This is a genomic window from Paracoccus methylarcula, assembly GCF_003007735.2.
Taxonomy (GTDB): Bacteria; Pseudomonadota; Alphaproteobacteria; order Rhodobacterales; family Rhodobacteraceae; genus Paracoccus; species Paracoccus methylarcula.
Genome location: NZ_PXNQ02000007.1, coordinates 76,176 through 102,955 on the forward strand (window position 1 = coordinate 76,176; position 26,780 = coordinate 102,955).

A 26,780-nucleotide genomic window follows, 5' to 3' on the forward strand; every position below is an offset into this window, starting at 1 on the left:
GTCAAAACCGCAGCGTCATGGTTCAATCACGCCGCTTGCCCTCTGCCTTGCCCTTTGCCGATCAGGTCGCGATCTTCTCGCGGCTGGCAGAGGCGAATCCGCATCCGGAAACCGAGCTGGAATTTACCAACCCCTATACGCTGGTCGTGGCCGTCGCGCTGTCGGCGCAGGCGACCGATGTGGGAGTGAACAAGGCGACGAAGGGGTTGTTTGCTGCCGCCGATACGCCCGCCAGGATGCTGGAACTGGGGCTCGATGGCGTGACCGAGCATATCAGGACGATCGGGCTTTACCGGCAAAAGGCCAAGAATGTCATCGCCTTGTCGCGGATATTGGTGGATCAGTATGGCGGCGAGGTGCCCGATAGCCGCGCCGCCCTGATGAGCCTGCCCGGGGTGGGGCGCAAGACCGCGAATGTCGTGCTGAACTGCGCCTTTGGCCATCCCTCGCAGGCGGTGGACACGCATATCTTCCGGGTCGGCAACCGCACGCGTGTGGCTCCGGGCCGCGATGTCGATGCGGTCGAACGCGCGATCGAGGATAACGTGCCGGTGCGTTTCCAGAATCACGCCCATCACTGGCTGATCCTGCATGGCCGCTATATCTGCCAGGCACGCCGCCCGCGCTGTGGCGTCTGCACCATCGCCGACCTGTGCCCCTATGAGGAGAAGACCCAATGACCACCCCTTACGTGATCGGCATCGGCAATGCGGTGATGGATGTAATCTCGCCCACCGATGATGCCCGGCTTCGGGAATTGGGGGTCGAGAAGGGCATCATGCAACTGATCGAGCGGGAGCGGTCGGAATTCCTGATGGCCGCACAGGCCGACGATCATGGGCCGGGGCACGCGCTGGCGCGGCTGGTGCCGGGCGGGTCGGTGGCCAATACGCTGGCCGGAATCGGCGCGATGGGGCTGCGCACGGCCTTTATCGGCCGGGTCGCAGATGACAGCCTGGGCCGGACCTATGCCGAAAAGACCGCAGCTTCGGGGACGCGTTTCGTCAATCCGCCGGTCGAGGGCGATGTCCTGCCGACCTCGCGCAGCATCATCCTGGTGACGCCGGATGGCGAGCGGTCGATGAACACCTATCTGGGCATCTCGACCGAGTTGGGGCCAGAACATGTTTCCCCCGAGGTGTTCGAGGGCGCGGGCTGGCTGTTCCTGGAAGGTTATCTCTTTGACAAGCCCAAGGGAAAAGAGGCCTTCCTGAAGGCCGCGAAATGCTGTCACGAGGCAGGCGGGCTGGCGGGCATCGCGCTGTCCGATCCGTTCTGCGTGGACCGCCACCGAGAGGATTTCCGGCGGCTGGTGGCTGGGCCGATGGATTACGTCATCGGCAATGTCCATGAATGGAGCTCGCTCTACCAGACCGAGGATCTCGAGACCGCGCTGGCGCAGGCCGTGGCCGATTGCGGCACGGTGATCTGCACCCGCTCGGGCGAGGATGCGATCCTGATCCGCGAGGGAGAGCGGGTTCTGGCTCCGGTGCACAAGGTGGTGCCGGTCGATGCCACCGGGGCGGGGGACCAGTTCGCGGCCGGGTTGATCCATGGGCTGGCCATTGGTGCGCCGCTGGCGATAGCCGGTCGGATGGGCTGCATCGCCGCGGCCGAGGTGATCGGCCATGTCGGGCCGCGGCCCGAACGGGATGTCCTGGCGGATTTCCGCGCCGAAGGGCTGATCTGACCGGGCGGTTGCCGCCCGTATTTTCATTTGTCTCGAACTCTTTCACGGGGGCGGCGGCCAATCCGAAGGCGCGCCGGTACCCCGTGCCCGGCAGACCCGCAATCTGCTGGTCAATCGGCAGAAGAGTATCCGGGTGTGCCCTGGAACCGCCCTGGGCATGTTCGATTCGATGGGTGTCCTGCAAACCTTGGACGCGGCAAGCCGCAGTCAGATCGTCACGCTGTTTCCCGAATTGCAGGCTCCTGCTTATCCCGGTTTCCGTCAGACAGAGCGGCCCTTGGTCTCCCGCTCCATTCTGCACCGTTCCGCGCGGTCCAATGCCGCCAGTGCATCCTCGACAGAGCGCCCGCCCGCCTCGCGCGCAGCCAGAGGCGCCGGCATGAAAGCGGCGACCATGGCAGCGCGGCCTCGGCCAGCCAGCGCCTCGCGGGCGCGGGCAGCGAATCGAAAACGGCCATCGGGTCGCCTGACCTGCGGCGCGGCTTTTGCGCCGTCGTCCCCAGATTGCCGCCCCGGTTCAGCATGAGCCTGCCTCGTCGACTGGATCGATCACGACCAGCAATCGCTCTGGTCCGTTTCCGGCCGGAGGCGAGCGATGCAGGATCCCCGAGATCCCGTTTCCCGGCCAAAGCCGACCCCGGAACATGCCGACATCGCCGGGGCGCATTTGCCAGATATTGGCGGGATCGCCGTTGGGCCTGGCCGGTCCGAATTGCGTGCCCGCGCCGCGCAGCGTGCACAGGAGCCGCGCCGAGACGGCATCCAGATGCCATTTCGGACAGGGCTGGCCGCTGCTGACATCAAGGCGCAGGTCAACCATCATTGCTCCGGTGACATCGGCGGCGCGGCGGGCCAGTTCCGCGATATCCGCGACCAGCATGTCACGATGAAGACCGGGTGGAGTACCGGCCTCGTCGCAGGCGTGCGCCACGGCTTCCGTGACCCATGCCGGGGGAAGACGGCAGCGCAGGCGCGGCAATCGTGCCGGAGCCAGTTCCTCCAGCCATGCAAGGAAATCCGCGACGGGGGGCCGCTGCCAGATCGCGACGGCAACGTTGTTCATCGTGATCGATCCCAGGATGCGCGGATCGGTCGAGCTGTTCACCGCCGTGGCCCTGCGGTCGGCCTGCGGCGTCATGCCGCGGCCTCCTCGGCCCGGCGCCATGCGGGGAAAGGGTCGGGCATGGCCCGCCATCGTGCCGGATCGTCGCCGGCTTCCTCGCCGATCAGGCAGGCTTCGAGGCGCAGGCGGATGCGGTCCTCGTCCATGTCGGAACCGATGAAGACCAGTTCCTGCCGCCGGTCCCCCCATGGCTCGGCCCAGTGTTGGGCAAGGTATTCCCGCGCCTGCTCATGCCCGGGCCAGCGTTCGCGCGGAACGGCAGCCCACCATGTCCCAAGCGGGCGGACGCTGGACATCGCCCCGGCAAGCGAGAATTCGGCCACCCAATCGGGGCGCGTGGCGATCCAGAAATGCCCCTTGGCGCGGATCACGCCGGGCAGGGGGCTGTTGAGCACCTCGTATATCTTGCGCGGCTCGAAGGGGCGGCGGGCGCGATAGACAAAGGAGGTGACGCCGTATTCCTCGGTCTCGGGCGTGTGATCGGCGAAACCGTAAAGCTCCTTCATCCACATCGGGTGTTCATGCGCGCGGTCGAAATCGAACAGTTCGGTATTCAGGATATCGCCGGGCGCGACACGGGCATGGTCGGTCTCGACGATACGCGCATCGGCATTCAGGCTGCGAATGATCTTGCGAGCCGCATCGACGCGCTCGGCTCCGGCATCGCCGACCTTGTTCAGCACCACCACATCGGCGAATTCGATCTGCTCGGTCAGCAGGGTGACAAGGCTGCGATCATCGCCGGGACCGGCCGTCTCGCCCCGGTCGGCAAGGAAATCGTGGCTGGAGTAATCGGCCAGCAGGTTCACCGCGTCCACGACCGTGACCATCGTGTCCAGCCGCGCCACATCCGACAGGCTCTGCCCGTCCTGATCGGCGAATTCGAACGTGGTGGCGACCGGCAGGGGCTCGGAAATCCCCGAGGATTCGATCAGCAGATAGTCGAAGCGCCCGGCCTCGGCCAGCTTGCGCACCTCGGCCAGCAGGTCTTCGCGCAGCGTGCAGCAGATGCAGCCATTCGACATCTCGACCAGCGTTTCCTCGGTGCGGGCAAGGCCGGTTCCGCCCAGGTTGGAATGGACGAGATCGGCATCGATATTCACCTCGGACATATCGTTGACGATCACCGCGACGCGCAGCCCCTCGCGGTTATTCAGGACATTGTTCAGAAGCGTGGTCTTGCCCGCACCCAGGAAACCGGAGAGCACGGTCACGGGAAGGCGGTTGGCTTGGGTCATGGCATAATCCTGCGATAGCGTGGGTTGGATTCGTCGTGGCAGATACTGTTATAGTATTACATAACGTCACACAACCGGCTTGTGGCGTTGCTGCGACTTCGGTCGGGCCATTGACGCCGGATGCAGCTTGGGTCATGCCGCTGCACATGCTGCGTATCGATGACATATACTTCGCCATTCAGGGCCGCCCGCTGTTCGAGCACACCTCGGCCACCATTCCCGAGGGCCACAAGGTCGGCCTTGTCGGCCCCAACGGGGCGGGCAAGACCACCCTGTTCCGGCTGATCCGGGGCGAGCTTGCGCTGGACGGCGGCGAGATCACCCTGCCGTCGCGCGCCCGTATCGGCGGCGTGGCGCAAGAGGCGCCTGGCACCTCGGTTTCCGTGCTGGACACGGTGCTGGCCGAGGACAAGGAACGCGCGGCGCTGATGGCCGAGAGCCAGGACGCCACCGATGCGCACCGGATCGCCGAGATCCAGACGCGGCTTGCCGATATCGACGCATGGTCGGCCGAGGCGCGGGCCGCCTCGATCCTCGACGGGTTGGGCTTTTCGACGGCGGACCAGGCCCGCCCGACCAGCGATTTCTCGGGTGGCTGGCGGATGCGCGTGGCGCTGGCCGGGGTGCTGTTCTCGCAGCCCGACCTGCTGCTGCTGGACGAGCCGACCAACTACCTGGACCTCGAAGGCGCATTGTGGCTGGAGACCTATCTGGCCCGCTATCCGCATACGGTCATCATCATCAGCCATGACCGGGGGCTGCTGAACCGCGCGGTCGGCCATATCCTGCATCTCGAACACCGAAAGCTGACGCTCTATACCGGCGGTTACGACGATTTCGCCCGATTGCGCGCCGAGAAACGGGCGCTTCAGGCCGCCGAGGCCAAGAAACAGGCGGACCGGCGGGCGCATCTGCAAAGCTTCGTGGACCGGTTCCGCGCCAAGGCCTCCAAGGCGCGGCAGGCGCAGGCCCGCATCAAGATGCTGGCCAGGATGGAGCCGATCACCGCACCGGAAGAGGCCAAGTTCCATCGCTTCGGCTTTCCGCAGCCCGAGGAACTTTCGCCGCCGATCGTCGCCATGGAGAATGTCGCCGTGGGCTATGGCGACCGGGCTGTATTGCGGCGGCTGAACCTGCGCATCGACCAGGACGACCGGATCGCGCTGCTGGGCCGGAACGGGCAGGGGAAATCGACGCTCTCCAAGCTGTTGGCGAATCGGCTGTCGGAAATGGAGGGCAAGGTCACCACCTCGGGCAAGCTGCGCGTCGGTTATTTCGCCCAGCATCAGGTCGATGAGTTGTCGCTGAACGAAACCCCGCTGGATCACGTCCGCCGCCTGCGCCCCAATGAAGCCCCCGCAAGGCTGCGTGCCCGGCTGGCCGGCTTCGGGCTTATGGAGGCGCAGGCCGAAACCAGGGTCGCGCAGCTTTCGGGCGGGCAGAAGGCGCGGCTGTCGCTGCTGATTGCGACCATCGACGCGCCGCATCTGCTGGTGCTGGACGAGCCGACCAACCACCTTGACATCGAAAGCCGCGAGGCGCTCTCCGAGGCGCTGAACGACTATACCGGCGCGGTGGTTCTGGTCAGCCATGACATGCATCTTCTGGGGCTGGTGGCCGAGCGGTTATGGCTGGTCAATGACGGCGCGGTGACCGGATACGAGGGCGACCTGGACGATTACCGGCGCTTTCTGCTGAGCGGCGACCAGCCGCAAAAGCCGAAACCGGCCGAGACCTCGAAGCCTGCGCCGAAGCGCGCGTCCCGCGACGAGCTGCAGAACCTGCGGGCCGAGCTGCGCCGGGCCGAGGACCGGGTGCAGAAGCTGACCGAGATGTTGGAAAAGCTTGATCGGAAGCTGGCCGATCCGGAAATATACCAGAACCCGGTGGAATCCCGGAAATGGGGGCGCAAACATGCCGAGGCTCCGGGGCGATGGCACGGGCCGAGTCTATCTGGATGGAGGCGCTGGAAAATCTCGAACTCGCGGAAAAGGGCTGACGCACTGTTGCCGAAATGCGCATCGCGCAAAACTGTGATATGGAGAGGGACATCAGCGGCTTGTGCGCCGCGCCGATTCGCCACTAGTGCAATGTGCGTTAACCCGTTCACCAGAACCCGGATCCGTCCATGAAACGACTTCTCGCCATTGCCCTTCTTGCCATGCCCATGGCGACAGTTGCTGCCGCCCAGGATTTCTCCGTCGATCTTGGCATCGGCGTGACGGGCAAGCCGGTCTATCCGGGGGCCGAGGATGCCGAGGCCGCGCCGTGGCTGATCTGGCGCAACGCCCGTTTCGGCGCCGCGGGAGAGGGTGACAAGCAGGGTTTCTCCGTCTCGCCTTCTTTCAACATGGTCGGAGAGCGCAAGGCCGAGGATGATGCCGCGCTGAAGGACATGAAGGATATCGAGCGGGCCTATGAACTTGGCGCCAAGGTCAGCTACGGTGCCGGACCGATGACCGCCTATGGTTCGCTGCGCAAGGGCTTTGAAGGCCATAGCGGGATTACCGGCGAGATCGGGGCGAAATACCGCACCGATCTGAGCGACCGCATCACGCTCTGGTCCGGGCTGGAACTGGGTTACGGCGATTCCGACTATAACAGCACCTATTTCGGCGTCTCACCCGCCGAGGCCATCGACAGCGTATATGGCGAATACAAGCCGGGCGGGGGGATCAACTCCGCCGCGATCAAGTTCCAGGCACGCTATGCGATCAACGACAGGACCGCGATTCTGGGCGAGGTCGAATATGGCAAGCTGATCGGCGATGCCGGGGATTCGCCCGTCGTTCAGGAAGAATGGCAGCCCTCCTTGCGCCTAGGCGTCGTGCGCCGCTTCTCCTTCGGCTTCTGATTTCCCTTGCAATGACCGGGAACAGGGCGATTGATCGCCCTTTTTCCAGGGTTATTATTTCAAGCCTAAAATAATTTCTTGACTTTGAACCTCCGGTTGATGCGTTCTAGCGTGGAACAGAACGCGCCGCGGCCAACGCGGCATGTCCCAACAGGAGTGTGAACATGACCCATCCCCGGAAGATCGTCGCCCTGCTTGCCGCGACCACCTGTCTTGCTGGTCCGGCGATTGCGCAGGATGACGATACGTTGAAAATCGGATTGATCCTGACCCTGTCCGGCCCCGGCGCGGTCCTGGGGGAAATGTCCCGGGACGGATTCCAGCTTGCGGCTGAAGAGATCGGCGATATCGGCGGCATGAAGACCGAGATCATCATAGCCGATGCCGAGCAAAAGCCCGATATCGCCGCCAACAAGGCGCGCGAACTGGTCGAACGCGATAAGGTCGATATCGTGGTCGGGCCGATCTTTTCCAATATCCTCGGCGCGATCCACAAGCCGGTGACCGATTCAGGCGCGATCCTGATCAGCCCCAATGCCGGACCCTCGGTCTATGCCGGGGCGGAATGCAATCCGAATTTCTTCGCGACCTCGTATCAAAACGACCAGATGCACGAGGTCATGGGCGCCCATGCGCAGGAAGAGGGCTATCAGAACGTTTTCCTGCTGGCGCCGAATTACCAGGCGGGCAAGGACAGTCTTGCCGGGTTCAAGCATAGCTACAAGGGCGAGGTCGCGGGCGAGATCTATACCCAGCTTGGCCAGCTGGATTATTCAGCCGAACTGGCGCAGATCGCCGCCATGCAGCCCGACGCGGTATTCGCCTTCATGCCCGGCGGGATGGGGGTGAACCTGGTCAAGCAATACCGGCAGGCGGGGCTTGAGACGATCCCCTTCCTGTCGGCCTTCACGGTTGACGAATCCACCTTGCCTGCCCAGCAGGACGCGGCGCTTGGATTCTTCGGCGGCTCGAACTGGGCTCCGGATCTGGATACGCCAGAAAACAAGGCGTTTGTCGAGGCTTACGAGGCAAAGTTCGACCAGGTTCCGGCCAGCTATGCGATGGCGGGTTACGACACCGCCTATCTGATCGACGCGGCCCTGCGCGAAGCCGGCGGGGTGGCCGACAAGGAGGCGCTGATCGCGGCGCTGGAAGCGGCGCCCTTCACCTCGGTCCGGGGTGATTTCAGTTTCGGCCCCAATCATTTCCCGGTGCAGGATTTCTACCTGACCGAGGTGGTCAAGCGCGAGGACGGCAAATTCGCCACCTCGGTCGTCAAGAAGATCTTCGACGACTACCAGGACAATTACGTCGCCGATTGCCAGATGAACTGAGACGGCAGGGCGCGGCACTGGTCGCGCCCCGTCGTCAGGGCCCTTGCGCATGACCAGTCTGTTCCTGCTTCAGCTTCTCAACGGGGTGCAATTCGGCATCCTGCTCTTCCTGATCGCCGCCGGCCTGACGCTGGTTTTCGGCATCATGGATTTCGTCAATCTCGCCCATGGCGTGGTCTACATGATCGGGGCCTATCTGGCGGTCACATTCACCTCGATGACCGGCAGCTACGGGCTCGGGCTGCTGCTCACGCTGCCTGCCACGCTGCTTGTCGGGCTGGTGCTGGAGCTGTCGGTCTTTCGCCGCCTCTATGACCGGCCGCATCTGGACCAGGTGCTGGCGACTTTCGGGCTGGTGATGATCATCACCGAGGGGGTGCAGGTCATCTGGGGCGCGGCGCCCCTGTCGGTGCCGATGCCGGAACTGCTGTCGGGCTCCGTCCCGCTGATCGGCGCCATGCGCTATCCCGTCTTTCGGCTGGTGATCATCGCCGCCGGATTGCTGACGGCGCTCGGGCTTTACCTGGTCATCGGCCATACCCGGATCGGGATGCGGCTGCGGGCCGGGGCCAGCAACCGGGCCATGGTCGCGGCGCTCGGCGTCGATATCGGCAAGCTGTTCACCGTCATCTTCGCCTTCGGCGCGATGCTGGCCGGATTCGCGGGGGCCATGGTCGCGCCGGTCCTGACCGTCGATCCGGGGATGGGAGAGCAGGTGCTGATCCTTGCCTTCGTCGTGATCGTGATCGGCGGCATCGGCTCGGTCCGGGGCGCTTTCGCGGGTGCCCTGCTGGTCGGGCTGGTCGATACGCTCGGGCGCAGCTTTGGCCCGATCCTGCTGCGTGCGGTCATGGAGCCCGCCGCGGCGGGGCAGGCGGGCCGGGTGCTGGCCCCGATGCTGGTCTATATCCTGATGGCGGTGATCCTCGCGGTCCGGCCCTCCGGCCTGTTCGGAGCGAAAACATGACCCGGCTGACCCCCACGCGGGCATGGGCCGCAACGATCCTGTTTGCCGCCTTTGCCATCTTGCCGATGATCACGCAGGCCCTGGGCGACAGCTATCTGATCGTGATCGCAACCCGGATCCTCGCCTATGCCATCGCCGCCTTGGCACTGGACCTGATCCTTGGCTATGGCGGCATGGTCAGTTTCGGCCATGCTGCCTATCTGGGCATCGGCGCCTATGCGGTGGCGATCCTCGGCCGTGCGGGCATCACCGACCTGGGCGCGCATATGCTGGCGGCCATCGCGGTGGCGGCGGTCTTCGCGCTGATCACCGGGGCGATCTCGCTGCGGACGCGGGGGATCTATTTCATCATGATCACGCTCGCCTTCGCGCAGATGGGATATTTCTTCTTTGTCTCGCTCTCGGCCTATGGCGGCGATGACGGGGTGACGCTGAACGCGCGTTCCACCGTCTTCGGCCAGCCGCTGCTGGAGAACAACACGGCGCTTTACTATACCGCGCTGGCGCTGTTGATCGGGCTTTACCTGCTGGCCGTCGCCATTACCCGCTCGCGGTTTGGCCGGGTGCTGACGGGCGCGCGCGAAAACCCGCTGCGGATGCAGGCCATCGGCTTTTCGCCCTTCCGCTACCAACTGACGGCTTATGTGATCTCGGGCTGCATGGCCTCCATCGCCGGGGTGATGCTGGCCAACCAGGCCAGCTATGTCTCGCCCAGCTACATGGACTGGCACCGCTCGGGGGAACTGGTGGTGATGGTGGTCTTTGGCGGAATCGGCAACCTGCTGGGGGCGGTGGCGGGGGCGACCATCGCACTGCTGCTGGAGGAATGGCTGGCGCTGCTGACCAGGCATTGGCCGATCCTGTTCGGCCTGATCCTGGTGCTGGTCGTACTCTATTCCCGCGACGGTCTGAGCGGGTTTTTCCGGAGTGACAGGTCATGAGCCTTCTGGATGTCCGGGGATTGCGCAAGGCCTACGGCGCGCTGAAAGTCACCGACGACCTGAACCTGAGCGTCGAGAAGGGCGAACTGCATGCCATCATCGGCCCCAATGGCGCAGGCAAATCCACGCTGATTGCGCAGCTTTCCGGGCAGGCGGGATCGGATGCCGGTTCGGTGCGCTTCGATGGCGCCGAGATGATGGGCCAGCCGATGCATGCGCGGGTGCGGGCGGGCATGTCGCGCAGTTTCCAGATCACCTCGATCCTGCCGGGCTTCACGGTGCTGGAAAATGTCGCGGCGGCGGTGCAGGCGCGGCGGGGCAGCAGCTTTCGCTTCTTTGCCCCGGTGGCGGGAGAGCGGGCGCTGAACGACACTGCGATGGAGGCGCTGGCCCGCGTCGGCATCGCCGAGCGTGCGGCGATGCGCGCAGCAGTCTCAGCCATGGCGAAAAGCGGCAATTGGAACTGGCCATCGCGCTGGCCACCGCGCCGAAACTCCTGCTCCTGGACGAGCCCCTTGCCGGCACCAGCGGGCAGGAGGCGGATCGCCTGGTCGAGGTCATGCGCAGCCTCAAGGGCGAGGTCACGCTGGTGCTGATCGAGCATGACATGGACGCGGTGTTTTCGCTGGCCGACCGGATCAGCGTGCTGGTCTATGGCCGGATCATCGCCACCGGCAGACCCGACGAGGTTCGGACCGACCCCAAGGTGCGCGCCGCCTATCTGGGCGAAGAGACGGCAGAGGAGGGCGCGTGATGCTGCAGGTCGAGGCGCTCCAGGCCGCTTATGGCGAAAGCCAGGTGCTGCACGATATCGGCTTCGAGGTCGGCGAGGGCGAGGTGGTCACGCTTCTGGGCCGCAACGGCATGGGCAAGACGACGACGGTGAACACGGTCTTCGGGCTGCTGAAGGCGCGGGCGGGCAGGGTGATCGTCGATGGCGCAGACCTGACCAATGCCGCCCCGCATCGCATTGCCCGCGCGGGTCTCGGGCTGGTTCCCGAAGGGCGGCAGGTCTTTCCGACGCTGAGCGTGCGCGAGAACCTTGTCGCCATGGCCCGGCCCGGCCAGTGGGTGCTGGAACGGGTGTTGTCGCTGTTCCCGCGCCTGGCCGAGCGGATGGGGCATATGGGCAACCAGCTTTCGGGCGGCGAACAGCAGATGCTGGCAATCGGCCGCGCGCTGATGACCAATCCGCGGCTGCTGGTGCTGGACGAGGCGACGGAGGGCCTCGCCCCCCTGATCCGCGACGAGATCTGGAACTGTCTTGCGCAGTTGAAGGCGGCGGGCGAATCGATCCTGATCATCGACAAGAACGTGGACGCGCTGACCCGGATCGCGGATCGCCACGTGGTGATCGAGAAGGGACGCACGGTCTGGACCGGAAGCAGCGACGAATTGCGCGCCGCGCCGGAGGTGAAGGAGCGGTTCCTGCATGTCTGAACGGGGGGAGGCTTCAGCGTCCCGCGATGGCCGGGGGCTGCCTGCCCCCGGACCCCCGGAGGTATTTGGACAAAGAAGAAGCTGCTATCCCTTGAATTTGCGGGATTTTCGGTTCAGCTGCCGGCACCTTCGCGCGCGAGCCGCAATGCCTCGTCCAGCACCGTCCTGTCGCCGATATGGTTCATCAGGATCAGCACCAGCCGCGCGTTCATCGCATGGCTCTCGGCCTCGCTCAGCCCGTCATGCGCTGCGATGAGGCGTGCATAGGCTTCGTCGGGATCGGGCAGGTTCGGATCGGTGTTCAGCATCTCTTACTCCCTGGCGATGGCGCGGGCCAGCGCGGCGCCGATGGCGGATTCATCGAAACTCTTCCAGCGGGCGGCGATATGCCGGTCGGGGCGGATCAGGTAGACCGCAGACGCGGCCTTGCCGAGATAGCGTTCCCGCAGGGCCTCGTTTCCCCGGGCCGTCAGCGCAAGCCGCGCAACTGTCAATCCATGGGCGGACAGGGTTTCGGGCGCCTCCGCATCGATGGTCATGAGGGTAAAGCCCGGACCGAGTTGCCGCAGCAGCCAGCCCGCCTCGACAGGAGCATCCGGGCAGGGGCTGCCGGGGCGGCTGCGTCGCGGCATGGCGGAGTGGTCGGGTCCGTTCAGCGCGGATCCGTCATGGATGCAGGGGGTCGAGAGCCGGCCCGAATTCACCATGCCCCGCGCGAAGGGCAGCTGTTCGGCCAGATCCAGCACCGCGTTGCGAAACAGCCTGGAGACGGGTGATTTCGGGGTGATGAAATCGGTCGATCGCGTCGAGTGCAGGATATTCTCATCAGCCGCCTGGATCCGTTCGGCCTCGTAGCTGTCCAGCAGGGTATCGGGTGCGACGCCCTCCAGCACCAGTTTCAGTTTCCAGCACAGATTGTCTGCGTCCTGGATACCGGAATTGGCGCCGCGCGCGCCGAATGGGCTGAGTTGATGTGCCGAATCTCCGGCGAAGATCACCCGGTCATGGCGGAATTTCTCCATCCGGCGGCATTGAAAGGTATAGATCGAGCACCAGTCGAGTTCATATTCAACATCCGGCCCCAGCATGGCATCGACGCGGGCGCGGATATTGGCGGGTTCCAGTTCCTTGTCGCGGTCGATATTCCAGCCCAGTTGAAAATCGATGCGCCATATGTCGTCGGGCTGCCTGTGCAACAGGGCACTGTCGCCGGATTTGAAATGCGGCTCGAACCAGAACCAGCGTTCGGTCGGGAAATCGCCCTTCATCCTCACATCGGCGATGAGGAAATTATCCTCGAACACCCGTCCCTCGAAACCGAGACCAAGCATATGGCGGACAGGGCTGCGCGCGCCGTCGCAGGCGATCAGCCAATCCGCCTCGACATGATAGGGGCCGTCGGGGGTGGAGATCTCTACCGAAACATGATCCCCGGCCGGGGTAACGGCCTCCACCCGGTTCCGGCCCCGTATCCGGATCGGTGCGCCATCGGCCTGGGCGGCGCGGATGGCGTCATGCAGGAATTTCTCGAACCAGGGCTGTTGCAGGTTGATGAAGGCGGGAAAGGCATGGCCGCTTTCGGGAAGCAGGTTGAATTCATAGAGCAGCCGGTCGTCATGAAAGACCTTGCCGAGATTCCACTCGACCCCCTTGGCGACCATTGCCTCGGCGGCGCCAAGCCGGTCGCAGATCTCCAGCGTGCGCTTGGCGAAACACAGCGCCCGGCTGCCGATGCCGGGGCCTTCGGCCTCGTCCAGCAACAGGACAGGCACGCCTTGCCGGCTAAGATCCAGCGCGACCGCCAGCCCGACCGGTCCCGCGCCCACCACCACCACCGGATGGCGCACGGGCAGGGCGCTCTGCTGATCCGGGAGTTTTGCATATGGGTAGAGCCGGAAAACCTGCCGATACTGGTCAGTGCCGCGATCCGTCATGTCTCTCCACTCCCTGATCGGCGATATTAGATGCGATCGCAGCCAAATCAACCTTGAGAGCCCTGGAAGGAAAGATGTGGAACGGCCTGCCGGAGAATGCCTGTCCCGCCGATTGCCGATGCACTCTGTGCGCATGAGAGGGGCATGTCATCAATCCCGGATATGGCAAGGGAGAGGGAAAAGGACCGTTTTTCGCCTGCACGATCTGATGGGTTGTCAAATCTCTGCCGCGGGGGCAAGAATTTGTCCGGGGGATAGGTCGCGGCCGGCAGATGGCTGCCGTTCGCATGTTTGAAAACATGGATATTTGATTAGTCAGGAATAGGTGAAGACGATGGTGGATTGGACCGGAACGGGTTGGAATGACGAGTATGAAGGGACTGAAGGAAATGACACGCTGAGAGGAATGGGCGGCTCTGATACGCTCTACGGTCTCGGAGGCGATGATCTTATCGAGGGGGGAAACTTCGACGATTATTTCGAAGGGGGAGCCGGCAACGATCTTTTATATGGCGGAGCCGGCCCTGATACCCTTATCGGTGGCGATTTGCATGGCGGTGACGACGGCAATGATACCCTTTACGGTGGCGACGGCAGAGACTGGCTCGAAGGTCGTGAAGGCAACGACGTTCTGTACGGTGGCGACGACAACGACCATCTCGTTGGTGACGAAGGCGACGACATTCTGTACGGTGGCGATGGTAACGACGGTCTTTATGGCTCCAGCGGCGCTGATACGATGGATGGCGGCGCAGGAATCGATACGCTGAATTATCATCTTAGTTATTACGATGGAGTTGCCATCCGATTGCATAGCAACACCGGCTTGGACGCTTGGGGCACTGTCGTCCGGATCAAGAATATCGAGAATGTGAGCGGTAGTCCTCTGGGCGATGACACGTTGGCCGGGGATGGTCAGGCGAATGTGCTGAGAGGACAGAACGGGCACGACATCATAGCAGGCTATGGTGGCGCCGATACGCTGGAAGGCGGTTACGGCGTAGACACACTGACCTATTCATGGACCAAGGCTGCCGTCGATATTCGCCTGTATAACAATACCGCCACGGGAGGTGCGGCCACGGGCAACGTGATCTCGGGTTTCGAGAATGTGACCGGCGGCGGAGGCAATGATACGCTGGCCGGGGATGGTCAGGTGAATGTCTTGATCGGCGGTGCCGGGAACGACCTTCTCGCGGGCCTTGGCGGTGCTGATCGGCTGATCGGCGGAGACGGGGCCGACACGCTGAAGGGCGGCAGGGGAGACGACATATTGATCGGTGGTGCGGGCTTTGATCGCGCGGAATACGAATCCGCACGCGAGGCCGTGCGTGCCGATCTGGTCCTGTCCGGCAACAATACCGGCGAGGCGGCGGGCGACAGCTATGACGGTATCGAGGGACTTCTCGGATCGGAACATGGTGATCAACTGCTTGGAGATGCCCGTTCAAACCGGCTCTGGGGGCAGGACGGAAATGATATCCTGCGCGGCCGCGAAGGACATGACGTCCTGGATGGTGGAAATGGCAATGACACCGTTTATGGCGATGAAGGCCATGATACGCTGAACGGTGGGGGCGGTCATGACGCTCTCTTCGGCGGAGATGATCGTGACGTGCTGATCGGCGGCAAGGGCGCGGACAGGCTGAACGGCGGTGCAGGCATCGACCGGGCGGAATATGGCTCGGCCCAGCAAGGGCTGCGTGCGGACCTGGTCCTGTCCGGCAACAATACCGGCGAGGCGGCGGGCGACAGCTACAGCGATGTCGAGAGCTTCGGCGGGTCGAACCACGCCGATCAACTGCTTGGAGATGCCGGTTCAAACCGGCTCTGGGGGCGAAACGGAAATGATATCCTGCGTGGCCGCGAGGGACATGACGTCCTGGCCGGCGGCGACGGTCATGACACGCTTTATGGCGATGAAGGCCGTGACAGGCTGGACGGTGGGAACGGAACCGACGCTCTCTTCGGCGGAGATGGTCGTGACGTGCTGATCGGCGGCAGGGGGGCGGACAGGCTGAACGGCGGTGCAGGCGTCGACCTGGTGGAATATGGCTCGGCCCAGCAAGGGCTGCGTGCGGACCTGGTCCTGTCCGGCAACAATACCGGCGAGGCGGCGGGCGACAGCTATAGCGATGTCGAGAGCTTCGGCGGGTCGAACCACGCCGATCAACTGCTTGGAGATGCCGGTTCAAACCGGCTCTGGGGGCGAAACGGAAATGATATCCTGCGTGGCCGCGAGGGAAATGACGTCCTGATCGGCGGCGACGGCCATGACACGCTTTATGGGGATGAAGGCTTCGACAGGCTGGACGGTGGGAACGGAGATGACGCCCTTCTCGGCAGCGCTGGCCGTGACGTTCTGATCGGCGGCAGGGGTGCTGACAGGCTCTATGGCGGAAATGATGGTTTCCGGGACACGTTCATCTTCACGGCGGTCAGCGACAGCAGTGCCGGCGCGAGCCGGGACACCGTTTATGATTTCGTCTCGGGCATCGATCAGCTGGATCTGGGCCGCATCGACGCGAATGTAATGGCGGGCGGCAACCAGCGTTTCGGCTTTTCCGGCACCGATGCGCAGGCGAATTCGGTCTGGTATGCCGCCGGTCGCGGTGGGGTGGCGGTCCGCGGCGATGTCGATGGTGACGGCTCCGCCGATTTCGCGATCCGGCTTGAGGGGCTTTCCCATCTCACCGCGGATGATTTCATCCTCTGACGGATAGCCGCATTCGAAACCAGCCCGCGCCCCTGTTGGCGCGGGCCTTATCGGCTCGCTCCGGTGATCATTGCTGCCCGGCGCCGCCGTCGCCCGCGATCGGTTCGATCTCGTTTCGCACCCAGAAACAGCGAAACCCCATCGACAGGAGCCAGCGTTCCAGCCGGTCGAGACTGCTCCATTCCCGCCGCAACCCGCGTTCCGAGCGCAATTCCGCCCATTGGCCGTCGATCAGGAAATAGACAGCCAGGTATTCGGAAACCGCGACTGATCGCCAAAGCCGCCGCCAAGATTTTCCCGCTCCACGCGGACAATGGCGGGGTGTCCGGTCAAGCGATAGCTGTCGATGAGACCTGCAAGGTCGGATTGCTTGACCTCGGTGATCGCGGTCGGCAGTGGTGCTGTCATGGACCGTAAACCGTTCCTCCCTCGTCCCCGCATGTCGTCATCGAGGGGACGTTTCCCCTTGCCCGTTACCCGAGCCTTCCCCGCGGGAATAGTCAAGTTCCGGCTCTGAGGAAATTATTGACATGCTCGCATCTCCGATATCACCATGCTACAAGGTGTAACGAAGCGCGCAAGAATTTTGTGCATGGATCGAAGGGAGACGGGGTGCAGATCGATTTGCTTCAGGCAAGCCCGGTTGTCGGCGGCGCAGAGGAGGCATTGGCGAGGCTCGACACCGCCCTGGCCGATGCGAAGGCGCGCGGAAGCGAGTTGCTGATAACGCCCGAGATGTATCTGACCGGGTATAACATCGGTGCGGCGCGGGTGAACGCGCTGGCCGAACCCGCCGATGGTCCGATGATCGTGGGTCTGGCCGATCTGGCGCGCAAGCATGGCGTGGCGGTCCTGACGGGATTTCCGGAACGTGCCGGAGGGGTCGTGTATAACGCCGGCATCTTGCTGGATGCTGATGGCAGCCCGGTGGTCGGCTTTCGCAAGACCCATCTCTACGGAGAGGCCGACCGCGCGATGTTCACAGCCGGCGACAGGCTGGCCCCCGTGGTTGTGTTCAGGGGATGGCGCGTCGGTTTCGCCATTTGCTACGATATCGAGTTTCCCGAACTCACCCGCTGCCATGCCCAGGCAGGGGCGGAAGTGGTGCTTTGTCCGACGGCCAATATGCGGCCCTATTACGGCATCCCGAACCGGATCGTTCCGGCCCGGGCGGAGGAGAACGAGATTTACGTCGCCTATGCCAATTATGTCGGCAGCGAGGGCGAATTCGACTATTGCGGCCTGTCCTGCCTTGCGGGGCCAGATGGTGACGACCGCGCACGCGCCTCGCTTGACGCAGAAGAGGTCGTGACCGCGACACTGGACCGCGCCGATTTCGAACGGATCCGGGAAACAAGCACACATTACAGGGATTTGCGCCCCGAGCTTTATCGCTCGTAACAGACCCGACCGCCAAGCCAACAACAGGGAGACTTCGATGAGCCAATTCCCCAACCCCCGCCCGGAGGACAGCGACGGCCAGACGGTGGATGCCCCTGCGGTGACCCTGTTCGGCCCGGATTTTCCCTTTGCCTATGACGATTACCTTGCCAGCCCGCATGGCCTTGGCTCGGTGCCCGCCGACCGGCATGGCACGCGGGTGGCGGTCATCGGTTCGGGCGCGGCGGGGATGATCGCGGCCTATGAATTGATGAAGATGGGCCTGCATCCGATCCTGTTCGAAAGCGACGAGTTGGGCGGGCGCCTGCGGTCGCATGAATTCGAGGGCTCGGACGGGATCGTCGCGGAACTTGGCGGGATGCGTTTCCCGGTGAGTTCTCGCGGCTTCTATCACTATATCGACAAGCTGGGGCTGGAGAGCAGGCCCTTTCCCAACCCGCTGGATCCGGCGGCGGGTTCGACGGTGATCCATCTCGAGGACGAGACCCATTACGCCGAGACGCTGGACGACCTGCCGCAGCTTTACCGCGATGTCGCCCAGGCCTATGACGAGGCATTGGAGGAAGGCGCGAATTTCACCGCGCTGAAAGGGGCGATCCGGGATCGGGATCCCAAGCGGATCAAGGAGATATGGGATCCCATCATCAAGGAATGGGATGAGCGGACCTTCTATGATTTCCTGACCCATTCAAGCGCCTTCAAGAAGCTCGATTTCCGCCATCGCGAGGTTTTCGGGCAGGTCGGCTTCGGCACCGGAGGATGGGATTCCGACTTCCCCAACTCGATGCTTGAAATCCTGCGCGTCAATGTCACCGAATGCGACGAGAACCAGCGTTTCATCCTTGGCGGGGTCGAGCAGATGCCGCAGGGGCTGTGGCGGCGCTCGCCCGAACGCATGGCGCATTGGCCGAAGGGCACGACGCTGATCGGGCTGAATGGCGGCGCGCCGCGCCCCGCCGCGCGGAGGATCCGGCGGACCGGTCCCGATCGCATCGCGGTCACCGACCAATGGGGACGGACCGAGGATTTCGCCGCCCTGCTGGTGACCTGCCAGAGCCACCTGCTGACCACCGGCATCGATACCGATGAGAGCCTGCTGTCCAGCAAGCTGTGGATGGCGATGGACCGCACGCGTTACATGCAGTCGAACAAGACCTTCGTCATGGTGGACCGGCCCTTCTGGAAGGACAAGAATCCCGAAACCGGGCGCGACACGCTGTCGATGACGCTGACCGACCGGATCACGCGCGGCACCTATCTGTTCGACCTGGGCGATGACCGGCCGGGGGTGATCTGCCTCAGCTATTCATGGATGACCGACGCGCTGAAGATGCTGCCGCTCTCGACCGAGCGGCGGGTCGAGATTTGCCTCGATACCCTGGGCAAGATCTATCCCGGTGTCGATATCACCAGGCATATCGTCGGCAATCCGATCTCGGTCAGCTGGGAAAAGAACGACAGTTTCCTTGGCGCCTTCAAGGGGGCCTTGCCCGGTCATTATCGCTATAACCACCGGATGTATCGGCAATTCATGCAGGACAGGCTGCCTCCGCAAGAGCGCGGCATTTTCTTTGCCGGGGACGATATCGGTTGGGTTCCGGCATGGGTCGAGGGGGCGGTGCAGACCGCGCTCAACGCGGTCTGGGGGATCATGCATCACTTTGGCGGGAAAACCGCACGCGAAAATCCGGGGCCGGGCGATCTGTGGGAGGACCGCAAGCCCGTCGAACTGCCGGAATAGGGGGAATGACCATGCCGAGTTTCAATCAACCGCTTGGCGGCAACGAGATGCCCCGCTTTGGCGGGCCGGCGACGATGATGCGTTTGCCGACCCAACCCACCGCGCAGGGGCTAGACGCCTGTTTCGTCGGCGTGCCGCTGGATATCGGGGTGTCGAACCGCCCCGGCACCCGCTTCGGGCCACGCCAGATCCGCGCCGAGAGTTGCATGATCCGGCCCTATAACATGGCCACCCGCGCCGCGCCCTTCGAGTCGCTGCAAGTGGCGGATATCGGCGATGTCGCGATCAATACCTTCAACATGACCGAGACGCTGCGGATCCTCGAAGAGGCCTATGACGACATCCTGTCGCATGGCTGCAGGCCCCTGACCCTGGGCGGAGATCACACGCTGCCCCTGCCGATCCTGCGGGCGATGAAAAAGGTTTACGGCAAGGTCGGGCTGATCCATGTCGATGCGCATGCCGATGTCAACGAGCATATGTTCGGCGAAAGGATCGCCCATGGCACGCCCTTCCGCCGCGCCATCGAGGAAGAACTGATCGATCCCAAGCGCATGGCGCAGATCGGGCTGCGCGGCACGGGATATGCCGCCGACGATTTCGACTGGACCGCATCACTGGGCGCGCGCGTGGTGCCCGCCGAGGAATGCTGGCACAAGTCGCTGACCCCTCTGATGGATGAAATCCGGGCGCAGATGGGCGATGGGCCGGTCTATCTGACCTTCGATATCGACGCGCTTGATCCCGGTTTCGCGCCCGGCACCGGCACGCCGGAAATCGGCGGGCTGACCCCGATCCAGGGCATCGAGATCATTCGCGGATGCCGCGGCCTGAATATCGTGGGCGCGGACTGCGTCGAGGTCTCGCCGCCCTATGATCCGAGCGGCAATACCGCGATCACGGCGGCGAACCTGCTTTACGAGATGCTCTGCGTGCTGCCGGGAGTGCAATACCGAACCGGTTAACTGAAGACCGGTCACGATAATGGACAGGGGGAAAGTCATGAGTGAAATGACGAAGGCGCCACGAGGGCCGTATTTCTGGGAGGCAGTTCTTTCGATGCTCGCCCTTGTGGGCGGCATATCGAGCGCCATCGTGTTCTACGAACAGGATCCGCATATTCCCATGCTGCTTGGCGTGATGGTTGCCTGCATCATCGGGCTGCGTGCGGGTTATTCCTGGCATGTCATCCAGGAAGGCATGATCGGCGGTGTCACCAATGCGTTGCAGGCGGTCATCATCCTGATGATCATCGGGATCCTGATCGGCATCTGGATCATGTCCGGCGTGGTGCCGACGCTGCTCTATTACGGGTTGCAGGCGCTGTCGCCCAGCTATTTCCTTGCCGCGACACTGGTGATCTGCTCGATCACCTCGCTGGCGACCGGATCCTCATGGGGCACCACGGGCACGTTGGGGATCGCCTTCATGGGGATCGGCTCGGGGCTGGGGCTGCCGGAGCCTATCGTTGCCGGAGCGGTCCTGTCGGGCGCCTATTTCGGAGACAAGATGTCGCCGCTATCCGATACCACCAACCTTGCCCCGGCCATGGTCGGAACGGATTTGTATACGCATATCAAGCATATGACCTATACGACTTCGGTCTCTATCGGGTTGACCCTCGTGCTGTTCGTCATCATCGGCCTTGGCTATGGCGCGGATCATGCCGATCTGTCGCAGATCGAGGTTTTCCTCACCGCGCTGAACGACAATTTCGTCATCAGCCCGGTTTTCCTGATTCCGCCGGTGCTGGTCTGCGTCGTCTCCTATTTCCGGGTTCCCGCGATCCCCGGTATCACCATCGGCGCGCTTTCCGCCGCGATCCTCGGGGTAATGTTCCAGGGCAACGGTTACGGCGATTTCCTGGATGTGGCGCTGAACGGCTTCTCGCCCGATACCGGGGTGGGTGAGGTGGACGAATTGCTGGCCAAGGGCGGGATGCTGAGCATGATGTATACCGTGGCCATCATCGTCGTCGCGATGATGTTCGGCGGCGTGGCCGAGCGGACCGGGCAGATGCGGGTGGTCGTGCAGCGGCTGCTGGAGCGCGCGAAGAGCACCGGCTCGCTGATCGCCTCGTCCGCGCTGACCGGCATTGCCGCCAACCTGCTGGTTTGCGATCAATACATGGCAATCGTCATGTCCGGCCGGATGTTCGCGCAGGAATATCGCGATCGCGGATTGCATCCGAAGAACCTTTCGCGTGCGGTCGAGGACAGCGCGACGGTGACCGCGAATCTCGTGCCGTGGAACTCTGGCGGAGCCTATCAGTCCGGGGTGCTGGGGGTCGCGACGCTGGCCTATCTGCCGTTCAACTTCTTCTGCTGGCTGTCGCCACTGGTGACGATCCTGTTCGGCTATATGGGCTGGACGATCCAGCGGATCGAGGATGATCCGGACTCGGTGCTGGCCTTCGCTGCCGCCGATGCGGAAGATCACGGCGAAACAGGCATGGCAGAGATTGGCAAGCCGACCGGATCGTCCGTATCCTGATCGGAATTCATATCAAGCAGGAGATTCGGCCATGAGCACAGTTATCGGTTTCGTGAATACCATTCTCTGGGGATATGTCCTGATTTACGGGCTGTTGGCCGTGGGTGTGTATTTCACCTTTCGTCTCGGCCTCATCCAGATCCTTCATTTCCGCGAGATGTGGCGCTGCGTCGCGGGATCGGGCGAGACGGATCGCGATGGGATTTCCCCGTTCCAGGCGCTGACTGTCTCGCTGGCCAGCCGGGTCGGCACCGGCAATATCGCGGGCGTCGCCGTCGCGCTGACGCTTGGCGGGCCGGGGGCAATCTTCTGGATGTGGCTGGTCGCCCTGGTCGGCATGGCAACCGCCTATTCGGAATCGCTGCTTGCCCAGCTTTACAAGGTGCACGGCCCCGGGGGGATGTATCGCGGCGGACCGGCCTATTACATCGCCCATGGCCTGAAACTGCCATGGCTGGCGGCACTTTTCTCGGTGGCGCTGATCCTGTCCTTCGGGCTGATCTTCAACGCGGTCCAGGCCAATTCCATCGCCGAGGCGGTCGAGCTTTCGGTCGGGCTGCCCAAGATATATGTCGGCATCGGGCTGGCCGTGCTTGTCGGCATGATCATCTTCGGCGGCATCCCGCAGATCGCCCGGGTGGCGGAAATGGTCGTGCCGGCCATGGCGGGGCTGTATCTGCTGGTCGCGGTCGTGGTGCTGCTGCTGAACATCACCGCGGTGCCCGGCATCCTGGCCGGTATCGTGAAATCGGCCTTTGGCCTGCAAGAGGCCGTCGGCGGCGTGTCGGGCGGGATCATCGCGGCGGCCATGAACGGGATCAAGCGCGGGCTGTTCTCGAACGAGGCGGGGATGGGGTCGGCGCCGAATATCGCGGCGGTCGCGGTGCCCGCCCCGCATCACCCTTCGAGCCAGGGTTTCGTGCAGGCGCTTGGTGTCTTCATCGACACGCTGCTGGTCTGCACGGCGACGGCGGTGATGATCCTGCTGGCCGATGTGATCCCGTCCGAGCAGTTGACAGGCGTCAACCTGACGCAAGCGGCCTTGACCGATCATTTCGGCGGCTTTGGCGCGCATTTCGTGGCCGTGGCGATCTTCTTCTTCGCCTTCACCTCGATCATCGGCAATTATTCCTATGCAGAGAATGCCGTGATCTACCTGGGCGGCGGAACCGGCGGGGTCATGGCGATGCGCCTTGGGGTGCTGGCCATGGTCATCTGGGGCGCGATCCAGACGGTCGGAACGGTGTTCGACTTTGCCGATGCGAGCATGGGGCTGATGGCCACCATCAACCTTGTCGCCATCACGCTGTTGTCGGGAACCGTGGTTTACGTGACCCGCGACTACCTGAGTCAGCGCAAGGCCGGGCAAGAGCCGAGATTCCTGGTCGAGGAACATCCAGAAATCGCACCGGGCGTGAACAAGGAAATCTGGAGCGACGGGGCCTCGGCGTCCCGGTAAGGCCAAGGATGGGTCTGTCCGTCGGCAAATGCCCCGTTGGACCGGCGGTCAGACCCGCGAGAGGATATAGCGGCAGGCGGTATTGTCGAAGCCGGTGATGCGGTAGTGATCGGCAAAGGCCGAGGTGAGCTCGTGCCGGACGCGCAAGCGTTCGGATCTCGCCCGGTCGAGATCCCGGGCGATCAACGCATCCAGATCCTCGGGGATCGCGATTGTCAAATCCATCTCTGCCGGGGCATCCGGGTCAAGGCCCGTATCACTGGCTCGGGCCTTGACCCCGGATGAGGTCAGTTGCCAGTCGGCCAGCAACCGATCCGAGGCGATGCCCGCATTGATGCCTTCCATCTGGCCATAATAATCCTCGTGATAGGTTCCCGCGGTCGCGCCGAGGCGGGCGATATTCAGGCTGGCATTGATCCGGCGCAGCGGATCATAGGTCCAGCGCACAAGGGTGATGCCGCGCTGCAGGCACCAGTCGCGCTGGAACCATTTCAGCTTGACCCCCAACCCCATGCCACGGCTGTCGGGATGCACGGCGAGACGGTGCGAGTGCTGTATTTCGGGCCGGCTGGTCGGGAAGCCAAAGAGAAAGCCCAGCATCCGGCCTTCGAGGAAAGCCCCGGCCACCAGCCCGCCCTCATGCTGAATGGCCAGCATGAGATCGGAATTGTCGGCAGGATCGTCCTTGCCCCAGACCTCGCGCTGGAACTGTTCGGCGCGTTTCAACTCTGCCAGCGAGGCCAGTTCGCGGATTTCCGGGACGGTCATGGCCTGACTTCCTCGCTATGGCTGGTGACGCTTGCCAGGAACGCGTGGTCGAGCGTCACGCCGATGCCCGGACCGTTGACTGGCACCGGCATCCGGCCATTCACGGCTTCAAGCTGCTCGTTGATGATGTCGCGATGGAAATAGCGGCTGGCGCTGGAGGTGTCGCCCGGCTTGGTGAAATTCGCCATGGTTGCCAGATGGATGTTATGGGCGCGACCGATGCCGCTTTCCAGCATGCCGCCGCACCACACAGGCGCGTCGAAGGCGGCGCAAAGATCGTGAATGGCGCGCGCGGCCATGAAGCCGCCGACCCGGCCAACCTTGATATTGATGACCCTTGCCGCGCCGATCTCCAGCGCCTTGCGGGCATCCGATGGCGCGCGGATACTCTCGTCCAGGCAGATCGCGGTTTTCAGCGAGGCTTGCAGTTTCGCGTGATCCTGGATGTCGTCGAATGCCAGCGGCTGCTCGATATAATCGAGATTGAAGGCATCGAGCGCCCGCAGCACCGCCGTGTCGGCCAATCCGTAATCCGTGTTGGCGTCCACGGTCAGCTTTATATCCGGATGGTGTTTGCGCACCGCCTCGACCAGCCTGACGTCATGGCCCTGGGCGATTTTCAGCTTGGTGCGCTTGTATCCTTTCGCGATGGCCTCATCGACATGTTCGAGCGTGGTCTCGATCGGCGCGATGCCAAGGCTGACCCCGACATCGACCGCGTCGCGGACCCCGCCAAGCGCGGCCTTCAGCGGCAGGTTCAGGCTTTTCGACCAGAGATCCCAGAAAGCCATTTCGACCACGGCCTTGGCCATGCGATTGCCGCGCCACGGGGTGAGGATCGGCGCCAGCTCGTAGGGTGACGAAAAGCGCTTGCCGACGATCCGGGGCAAAAGGGTGCCGCGCAGGAATTCCATGGCCCCGGCGATGGTTTCCTCAAGGTAATCCGGTTGCGGATCCATCACCGCCTCGGCAATCCCCTCGATCCCTTCGCCCCTGAGGACCAGGAGCGGAAAGGTCTTGCTGGTCATGGTGCCGGTGGAAATCACGAAAGGCGTGACGAGCGGCAGGTTGACGATATGCAGCTCGGCGGAATCCACCCGGATGCCCTGAAAGGCCGTGGCGGTTGGGGGTGTCGGATCAACGGTCATGCGGGAATGCTCGGAATAAGGGGGCAGGGAAGGGCGGGATCACCGCACCTTGGCGATGAATCGTTTGAAGACATCGGTTTGCGGATTTCCGAACATCTGGTCTGGCGGGCCCTGTTCGGCGATGCGTCCCTCGTGCAGGAACACGACTTCGGAGGAGACGTCGCGGGCGAAATTCATTTCATGCGTCACGACGATCATGGTCACGCCCTCGGCGGCCAGCGACTGCATCACCTTCAGCACCTCGCCGACAAGTTCCGGGTCCAGCGCCGAAGTGGGTTCGTCGAACAGGATCGCGTCGGGTTCCATGGCAAGCGCGCGCGCAATTGCCACGCGCTGCTGTTGCCCGCCGGAAAGCTGGGACGGGAACATGTCCATCCGCTGCTCCAGCCCGACACGTTTCAGCAGGGTTTCCGCCCTGTCGCGCGCCTCGGCCCTGCTTTCGCCCTTTACCTGGACAGGGCCTTCCATCACGTTTTCCAGAACGGTGCGATGGGTCCACAGGTTGAACTGCTGGAACACCATGCCAAGCCGCGCGCGGATTTGTTCGATATGGCGTGCGTTCTGCGGACGGCCGTTTCTCACGAGAACCTCCTCGCCATGCACGGTCACCTTGCCCGAGGTCGGGGTTTCGAGGAAATTGAGGCAGCGCAGGAAGGTGCTTTTCCCTGACCCTGACGAGCCGAGGATCGAGATCACGTCATGTTTGCGTGCCTCAAGCGAGATACCTTTCAGGACTTCGATATTGCCGAAGGATTTGTGGATATCCTCGGCCTTGAGGATCACGTCCGGCTGATTGGTCATGCCTGTGTTTCCCTGGGGGTTGGCGCGCCGGGGCGCGGCTGTTGTCGGGCGAGGATGTGGCGGCCTAGACGGCGTTCGGCCAGTCTCCAGACCAGGACGAAGGCGGCGGTCAGGCACAGGTAGATCAGCGCCGCCCAGAGATAGACCGAGAAGTCGAAGCTGCGCGAGAAAACCCTGCGCGTCTGCGCCATCAGGTCAAAGACCGTGACGACACTGGCCAATGCGCTGGCCTTCATCAGCAGGATCACCTCGTTTCCAAGCGCCGGCCACGCGATGCGATAGGCATGCGGGAACACCACCCGCCGCAGGATCTTCAGGCGGTTCATGCCGATGGCCCTTGCCGCCTCGATTTCGCCATGGGCGACGCCCTGGATACCGCCGCGCAGGATCTCGGTCTGGTAGGCGGTCGAATTGAGCGCAAAGGCCAGCAATGCGCAGTTGAACGGGTCCCGGAAGAAATTCCACAGCCCCCATTCCTGCAAGACGGGGCGGAACTGGCCCGACCCGTAGAAGATCAGGAAAAGCTGCGCGAGAATGGGCGTTCCGCGCATGAAGGAGATATAGAGCCGCAGCGGTGCCTGCGCCAATGGCGAAGCATGACTGCGGATCAGTGCGAAACCGGGCGAGAGCAGCCCTGCGATCAACGCGCCCATCAGGGTCAGCTTGAGCGTCATCAGGGTGCCGTCGAGCAGCTTGGGCCAACTGTCGAGAAGGGTCTCGATCGGATGCATC

25 protein-coding genes and 3 pseudogenes are annotated in these 26,780 nt (G+C 63.4%); 17 read left to right on the forward strand and 11 right to left on the reverse strand.

The features are described from left to right. Window positions 1-17 precede the first annotated feature (17 nt). Window positions 18-680, forward strand: a complete 663-nt coding sequence (gene nth / locus A7A09_RS12150) for an endonuclease III (RefSeq protein WP_106691658.1) — start codon at window positions 18-20, stop codon at window positions 678-680. Continuing rightward, window positions 677-1,690 carry an adenosine kinase gene (locus A7A09_RS12155; protein ID WP_106691659.1) on the forward strand — a complete coding sequence of 338 codons (1,014 nt, stop codon included), beginning with the start codon at window positions 677-679 and terminating at the stop codon, window positions 1,688-1,690. The genes nth and A7A09_RS12155 overlap by 4 nt, the downstream gene beginning before the upstream one ends. Before the next feature lie 215 nt (window positions 1,691-1,905). Here A7A09_RS12155 and A7A09_RS21485 read toward each other — a convergent pair whose 3' ends face one another. The 3 genes from A7A09_RS21485 to A7A09_RS12170 are packed head-to-tail and all read right to left on the reverse strand — an operon-like array spanning window position 1,906 to window position 4,051. Then, the gene (locus A7A09_RS21485) at window positions 1,906-2,214 is read right to left on the reverse strand and encodes a DUF6525 family protein (protein ID WP_366465945.1); all 309 of its coding nucleotides are present in this window, start codon (window positions 2,212-2,214) and stop codon (window positions 1,906-1,908) included. Next, window positions 2,208-2,828 carry a DUF1826 domain-containing protein gene (locus A7A09_RS12165; RefSeq protein ID WP_170167090.1) on the reverse strand — a complete coding sequence of 207 codons (621 nt, stop codon included), beginning with the start codon at window positions 2,826-2,828 and terminating at the stop codon, window positions 2,208-2,210. The genes A7A09_RS21485 and A7A09_RS12165 overlap by 7 nt, the downstream gene beginning before the upstream one ends. Then, window positions 2,825-4,051, reverse strand: coding sequence for a GTP-binding protein (locus tag A7A09_RS12170; RefSeq protein ID WP_106691661.1), 1,227 nt, complete (start codon window positions 4,049-4,051; stop codon window positions 2,825-2,827). The genes A7A09_RS12165 and A7A09_RS12170 overlap by 4 nt, the downstream gene beginning before the upstream one ends. Before the next feature lie 146 nt (window positions 4,052-4,197). On the opposite strand from A7A09_RS12170, the pseudogene A7A09_RS12175 reads away from it, so the two are divergent. The 8 genes and pseudogenes from A7A09_RS12175 to A7A09_RS12205 all read left to right on the forward strand — a co-directional run bounded on the left by A7A09_RS12175 (window position 4,198) and on the right by A7A09_RS12205 (window position 11,587). Continuing rightward, window positions 4,198-6,050 (forward strand): annotated as a pseudogene (locus A7A09_RS12175) (ABC-F family ATP-binding cassette domain-containing protein). Between the two features lie 129 nt (window positions 6,051-6,179). Next, entirely contained in the window at window positions 6,180-6,905 is a 726-nt protein-coding gene (locus A7A09_RS12180; protein WP_106691662.1) for a MipA/OmpV family protein, read from the forward strand. A gap of 164 nt (window positions 6,906-7,069) precedes the next feature. Continuing rightward, window positions 7,070-8,239: an ABC transporter substrate-binding protein gene (locus A7A09_RS12185; RefSeq protein WP_106691663.1), complete on the forward strand. Its 1,170-nt coding sequence runs from the start codon at window positions 7,070-7,072 to the stop codon at window positions 8,237-8,239. A gap of 49 nt (window positions 8,240-8,288) precedes the next feature. Further along, window positions 8,289-9,206, forward strand: coding sequence for a branched-chain amino acid ABC transporter permease (locus A7A09_RS12190; protein WP_106691664.1), 918 nt, complete (start codon window positions 8,289-8,291; stop codon window positions 9,204-9,206). Beyond that, on the forward strand, window positions 9,203-10,147 hold the full coding sequence (locus A7A09_RS12195) for a branched-chain amino acid ABC transporter permease (protein WP_106691665.1): 945 nt from the start codon (window positions 9,203-9,205) through the stop codon (window positions 10,145-10,147). Before A7A09_RS12190 ends, A7A09_RS12195 begins: the two co-directional genes overlap by 4 nt. After that, window positions 10,144-10,607: pseudogene (locus A7A09_RS22125) on the forward strand (ATP-binding cassette domain-containing protein); the annotation flags it as partial. The gene A7A09_RS12195 and the pseudogene A7A09_RS22125, both read left to right, overlap by 4 nt. Window positions 10,608-10,706: 99 nt before the next feature. After that, window positions 10,707-10,901 carry an ABC transporter ATP-binding protein C-terminal domain-containing protein gene (locus A7A09_RS22130; RefSeq protein ID WP_366465995.1) on the forward strand — a complete coding sequence of 65 codons (195 nt, stop codon included), beginning with the start codon at window positions 10,707-10,709 and terminating at the stop codon, window positions 10,899-10,901. Then, entirely contained in the window at window positions 10,901-11,587 is a 687-nt protein-coding gene (locus A7A09_RS12205; protein WP_106691666.1) for an ABC transporter ATP-binding protein, read from the forward strand. The genes A7A09_RS22130 and A7A09_RS12205 overlap by 1 nt, the downstream gene beginning before the upstream one ends. Before the next feature lie 113 nt (window positions 11,588-11,700). Here A7A09_RS12205 and A7A09_RS12210 read toward each other — a convergent pair whose 3' ends face one another. Beyond that, entirely contained in the window at window positions 11,701-11,895 is a 195-nt protein-coding gene (locus A7A09_RS12210) for a DUF2783 domain-containing protein (RefSeq protein ID WP_106691667.1), read from the reverse strand. A gap of 3 nt (window positions 11,896-11,898) precedes the next feature. Beyond that, on the reverse strand, window positions 11,899-13,521 hold the full coding sequence (locus tag A7A09_RS12215) for an FAD-dependent oxidoreductase (RefSeq protein ID WP_106691668.1): 1,623 nt from the start codon (window positions 13,519-13,521) through the stop codon (window positions 11,899-11,901). Between the two features lie 334 nt (window positions 13,522-13,855). Here A7A09_RS12215 and A7A09_RS22135 point away from each other — a divergent pair. Further along, a pseudogene (locus tag A7A09_RS22135) lies at window positions 13,856-14,242 on the forward strand (calcium-binding protein); the annotation flags it as partial. Window positions 14,243-14,392: 150 nt separating this feature from the next. Continuing rightward, window positions 14,393-16,237, forward strand: a complete 1,845-nt coding sequence (locus A7A09_RS12220) for a calcium-binding protein (protein ID WP_245999312.1) — start codon at window positions 14,393-14,395, stop codon at window positions 16,235-16,237. A 67-nt stretch (window positions 16,238-16,304) separates the two neighbouring features. Here A7A09_RS12220 and A7A09_RS21495 read toward each other — a convergent pair whose 3' ends face one another. Then, window positions 16,305-16,448 (reverse strand): hypothetical protein, encoded by a 144-nt coding sequence (locus A7A09_RS21495; RefSeq protein WP_245999314.1) that lies wholly within the window; start codon window positions 16,446-16,448, stop codon window positions 16,305-16,307. Between the two features lie 20 nt (window positions 16,449-16,468). Continuing rightward, window positions 16,469-16,645: a hypothetical protein gene (locus A7A09_RS21500; RefSeq protein WP_245999315.1), complete on the reverse strand. Its 177-nt coding sequence runs from the start codon at window positions 16,643-16,645 to the stop codon at window positions 16,469-16,471. A 204-nt stretch (window positions 16,646-16,849) separates the two neighbouring features. On the opposite strand from A7A09_RS21500, the gene A7A09_RS12230 reads away from it, so the two are divergent. The 5 genes from A7A09_RS12230 to A7A09_RS12250 are packed head-to-tail and all read left to right on the forward strand — an operon-like array spanning window position 16,850 to window position 23,331. Next, complete coding sequence (locus tag A7A09_RS12230; protein WP_106691670.1) at window positions 16,850-17,638, forward strand: carbon-nitrogen hydrolase family protein; 789 nt, start codon at window positions 16,850-16,852, stop codon at window positions 17,636-17,638. Window positions 17,639-17,675: 37 nt separating this feature from the next. Beyond that, complete coding sequence (locus A7A09_RS12235) at window positions 17,676-19,379, forward strand: flavin monoamine oxidase family protein (protein WP_106691671.1); 1,704 nt, start codon at window positions 17,676-17,678, stop codon at window positions 19,377-19,379. Window positions 19,380-19,390: 11 nt separating this feature from the next. Then, on the forward strand, window positions 19,391-20,344 hold the full coding sequence (gene speB, locus A7A09_RS12240) for an agmatinase (protein ID WP_106691672.1): 954 nt from the start codon (window positions 19,391-19,393) through the stop codon (window positions 20,342-20,344). Between the two features lie 37 nt (window positions 20,345-20,381). Beyond that, a complete protein-coding gene (gene nhaC, locus A7A09_RS12245; RefSeq protein ID WP_106691673.1) occupies window positions 20,382-21,872 on the forward strand; it encodes a Na+/H+ antiporter NhaC in 1,491 nt (496 codons plus the stop codon). Window positions 21,873-21,903: 31 nt separating this feature from the next. Next, entirely contained in the window at window positions 21,904-23,331 is a 1,428-nt protein-coding gene (locus A7A09_RS12250) for an alanine/glycine:cation symporter family protein (RefSeq protein WP_106691674.1), read from the forward strand. A gap of 48 nt (window positions 23,332-23,379) precedes the next feature. Here the strand turns inward: A7A09_RS12250 and A7A09_RS12255 are convergent, their stop codons facing one another. From A7A09_RS12255 to A7A09_RS12270, 4 genes are read right to left on the reverse strand one after another with little or no spacing between them, the layout of a single operon-like run. After that, complete coding sequence (locus A7A09_RS12255; RefSeq protein WP_106691675.1) at window positions 23,380-24,099, reverse strand: GNAT family N-acetyltransferase; 720 nt, start codon at window positions 24,097-24,099, stop codon at window positions 23,380-23,382. Next, window positions 24,096-25,247, reverse strand: a complete 1,152-nt coding sequence (gene menC, locus A7A09_RS12260) for an o-succinylbenzoate synthase (RefSeq protein WP_106691676.1) — start codon at window positions 25,245-25,247, stop codon at window positions 24,096-24,098. The genes A7A09_RS12255 and menC overlap by 4 nt, the downstream gene beginning before the upstream one ends. 39 nt (window positions 25,248-25,286) lie before the next feature. Beyond that, on the reverse strand, window positions 25,287-26,048 hold the full coding sequence (locus A7A09_RS12265) for an ABC transporter ATP-binding protein (protein ID WP_106691677.1): 762 nt from the start codon (window positions 26,046-26,048) through the stop codon (window positions 25,287-25,289). Continuing rightward, window positions 26,045-26,779, reverse strand: coding sequence for an ABC transporter permease (locus tag A7A09_RS12270; RefSeq protein ID WP_106691678.1), 735 nt, complete (start codon window positions 26,777-26,779; stop codon window positions 26,045-26,047). The genes A7A09_RS12265 and A7A09_RS12270 overlap by 4 nt, the downstream gene beginning before the upstream one ends. Window position 26,780 lies beyond the last annotated feature (1 nt).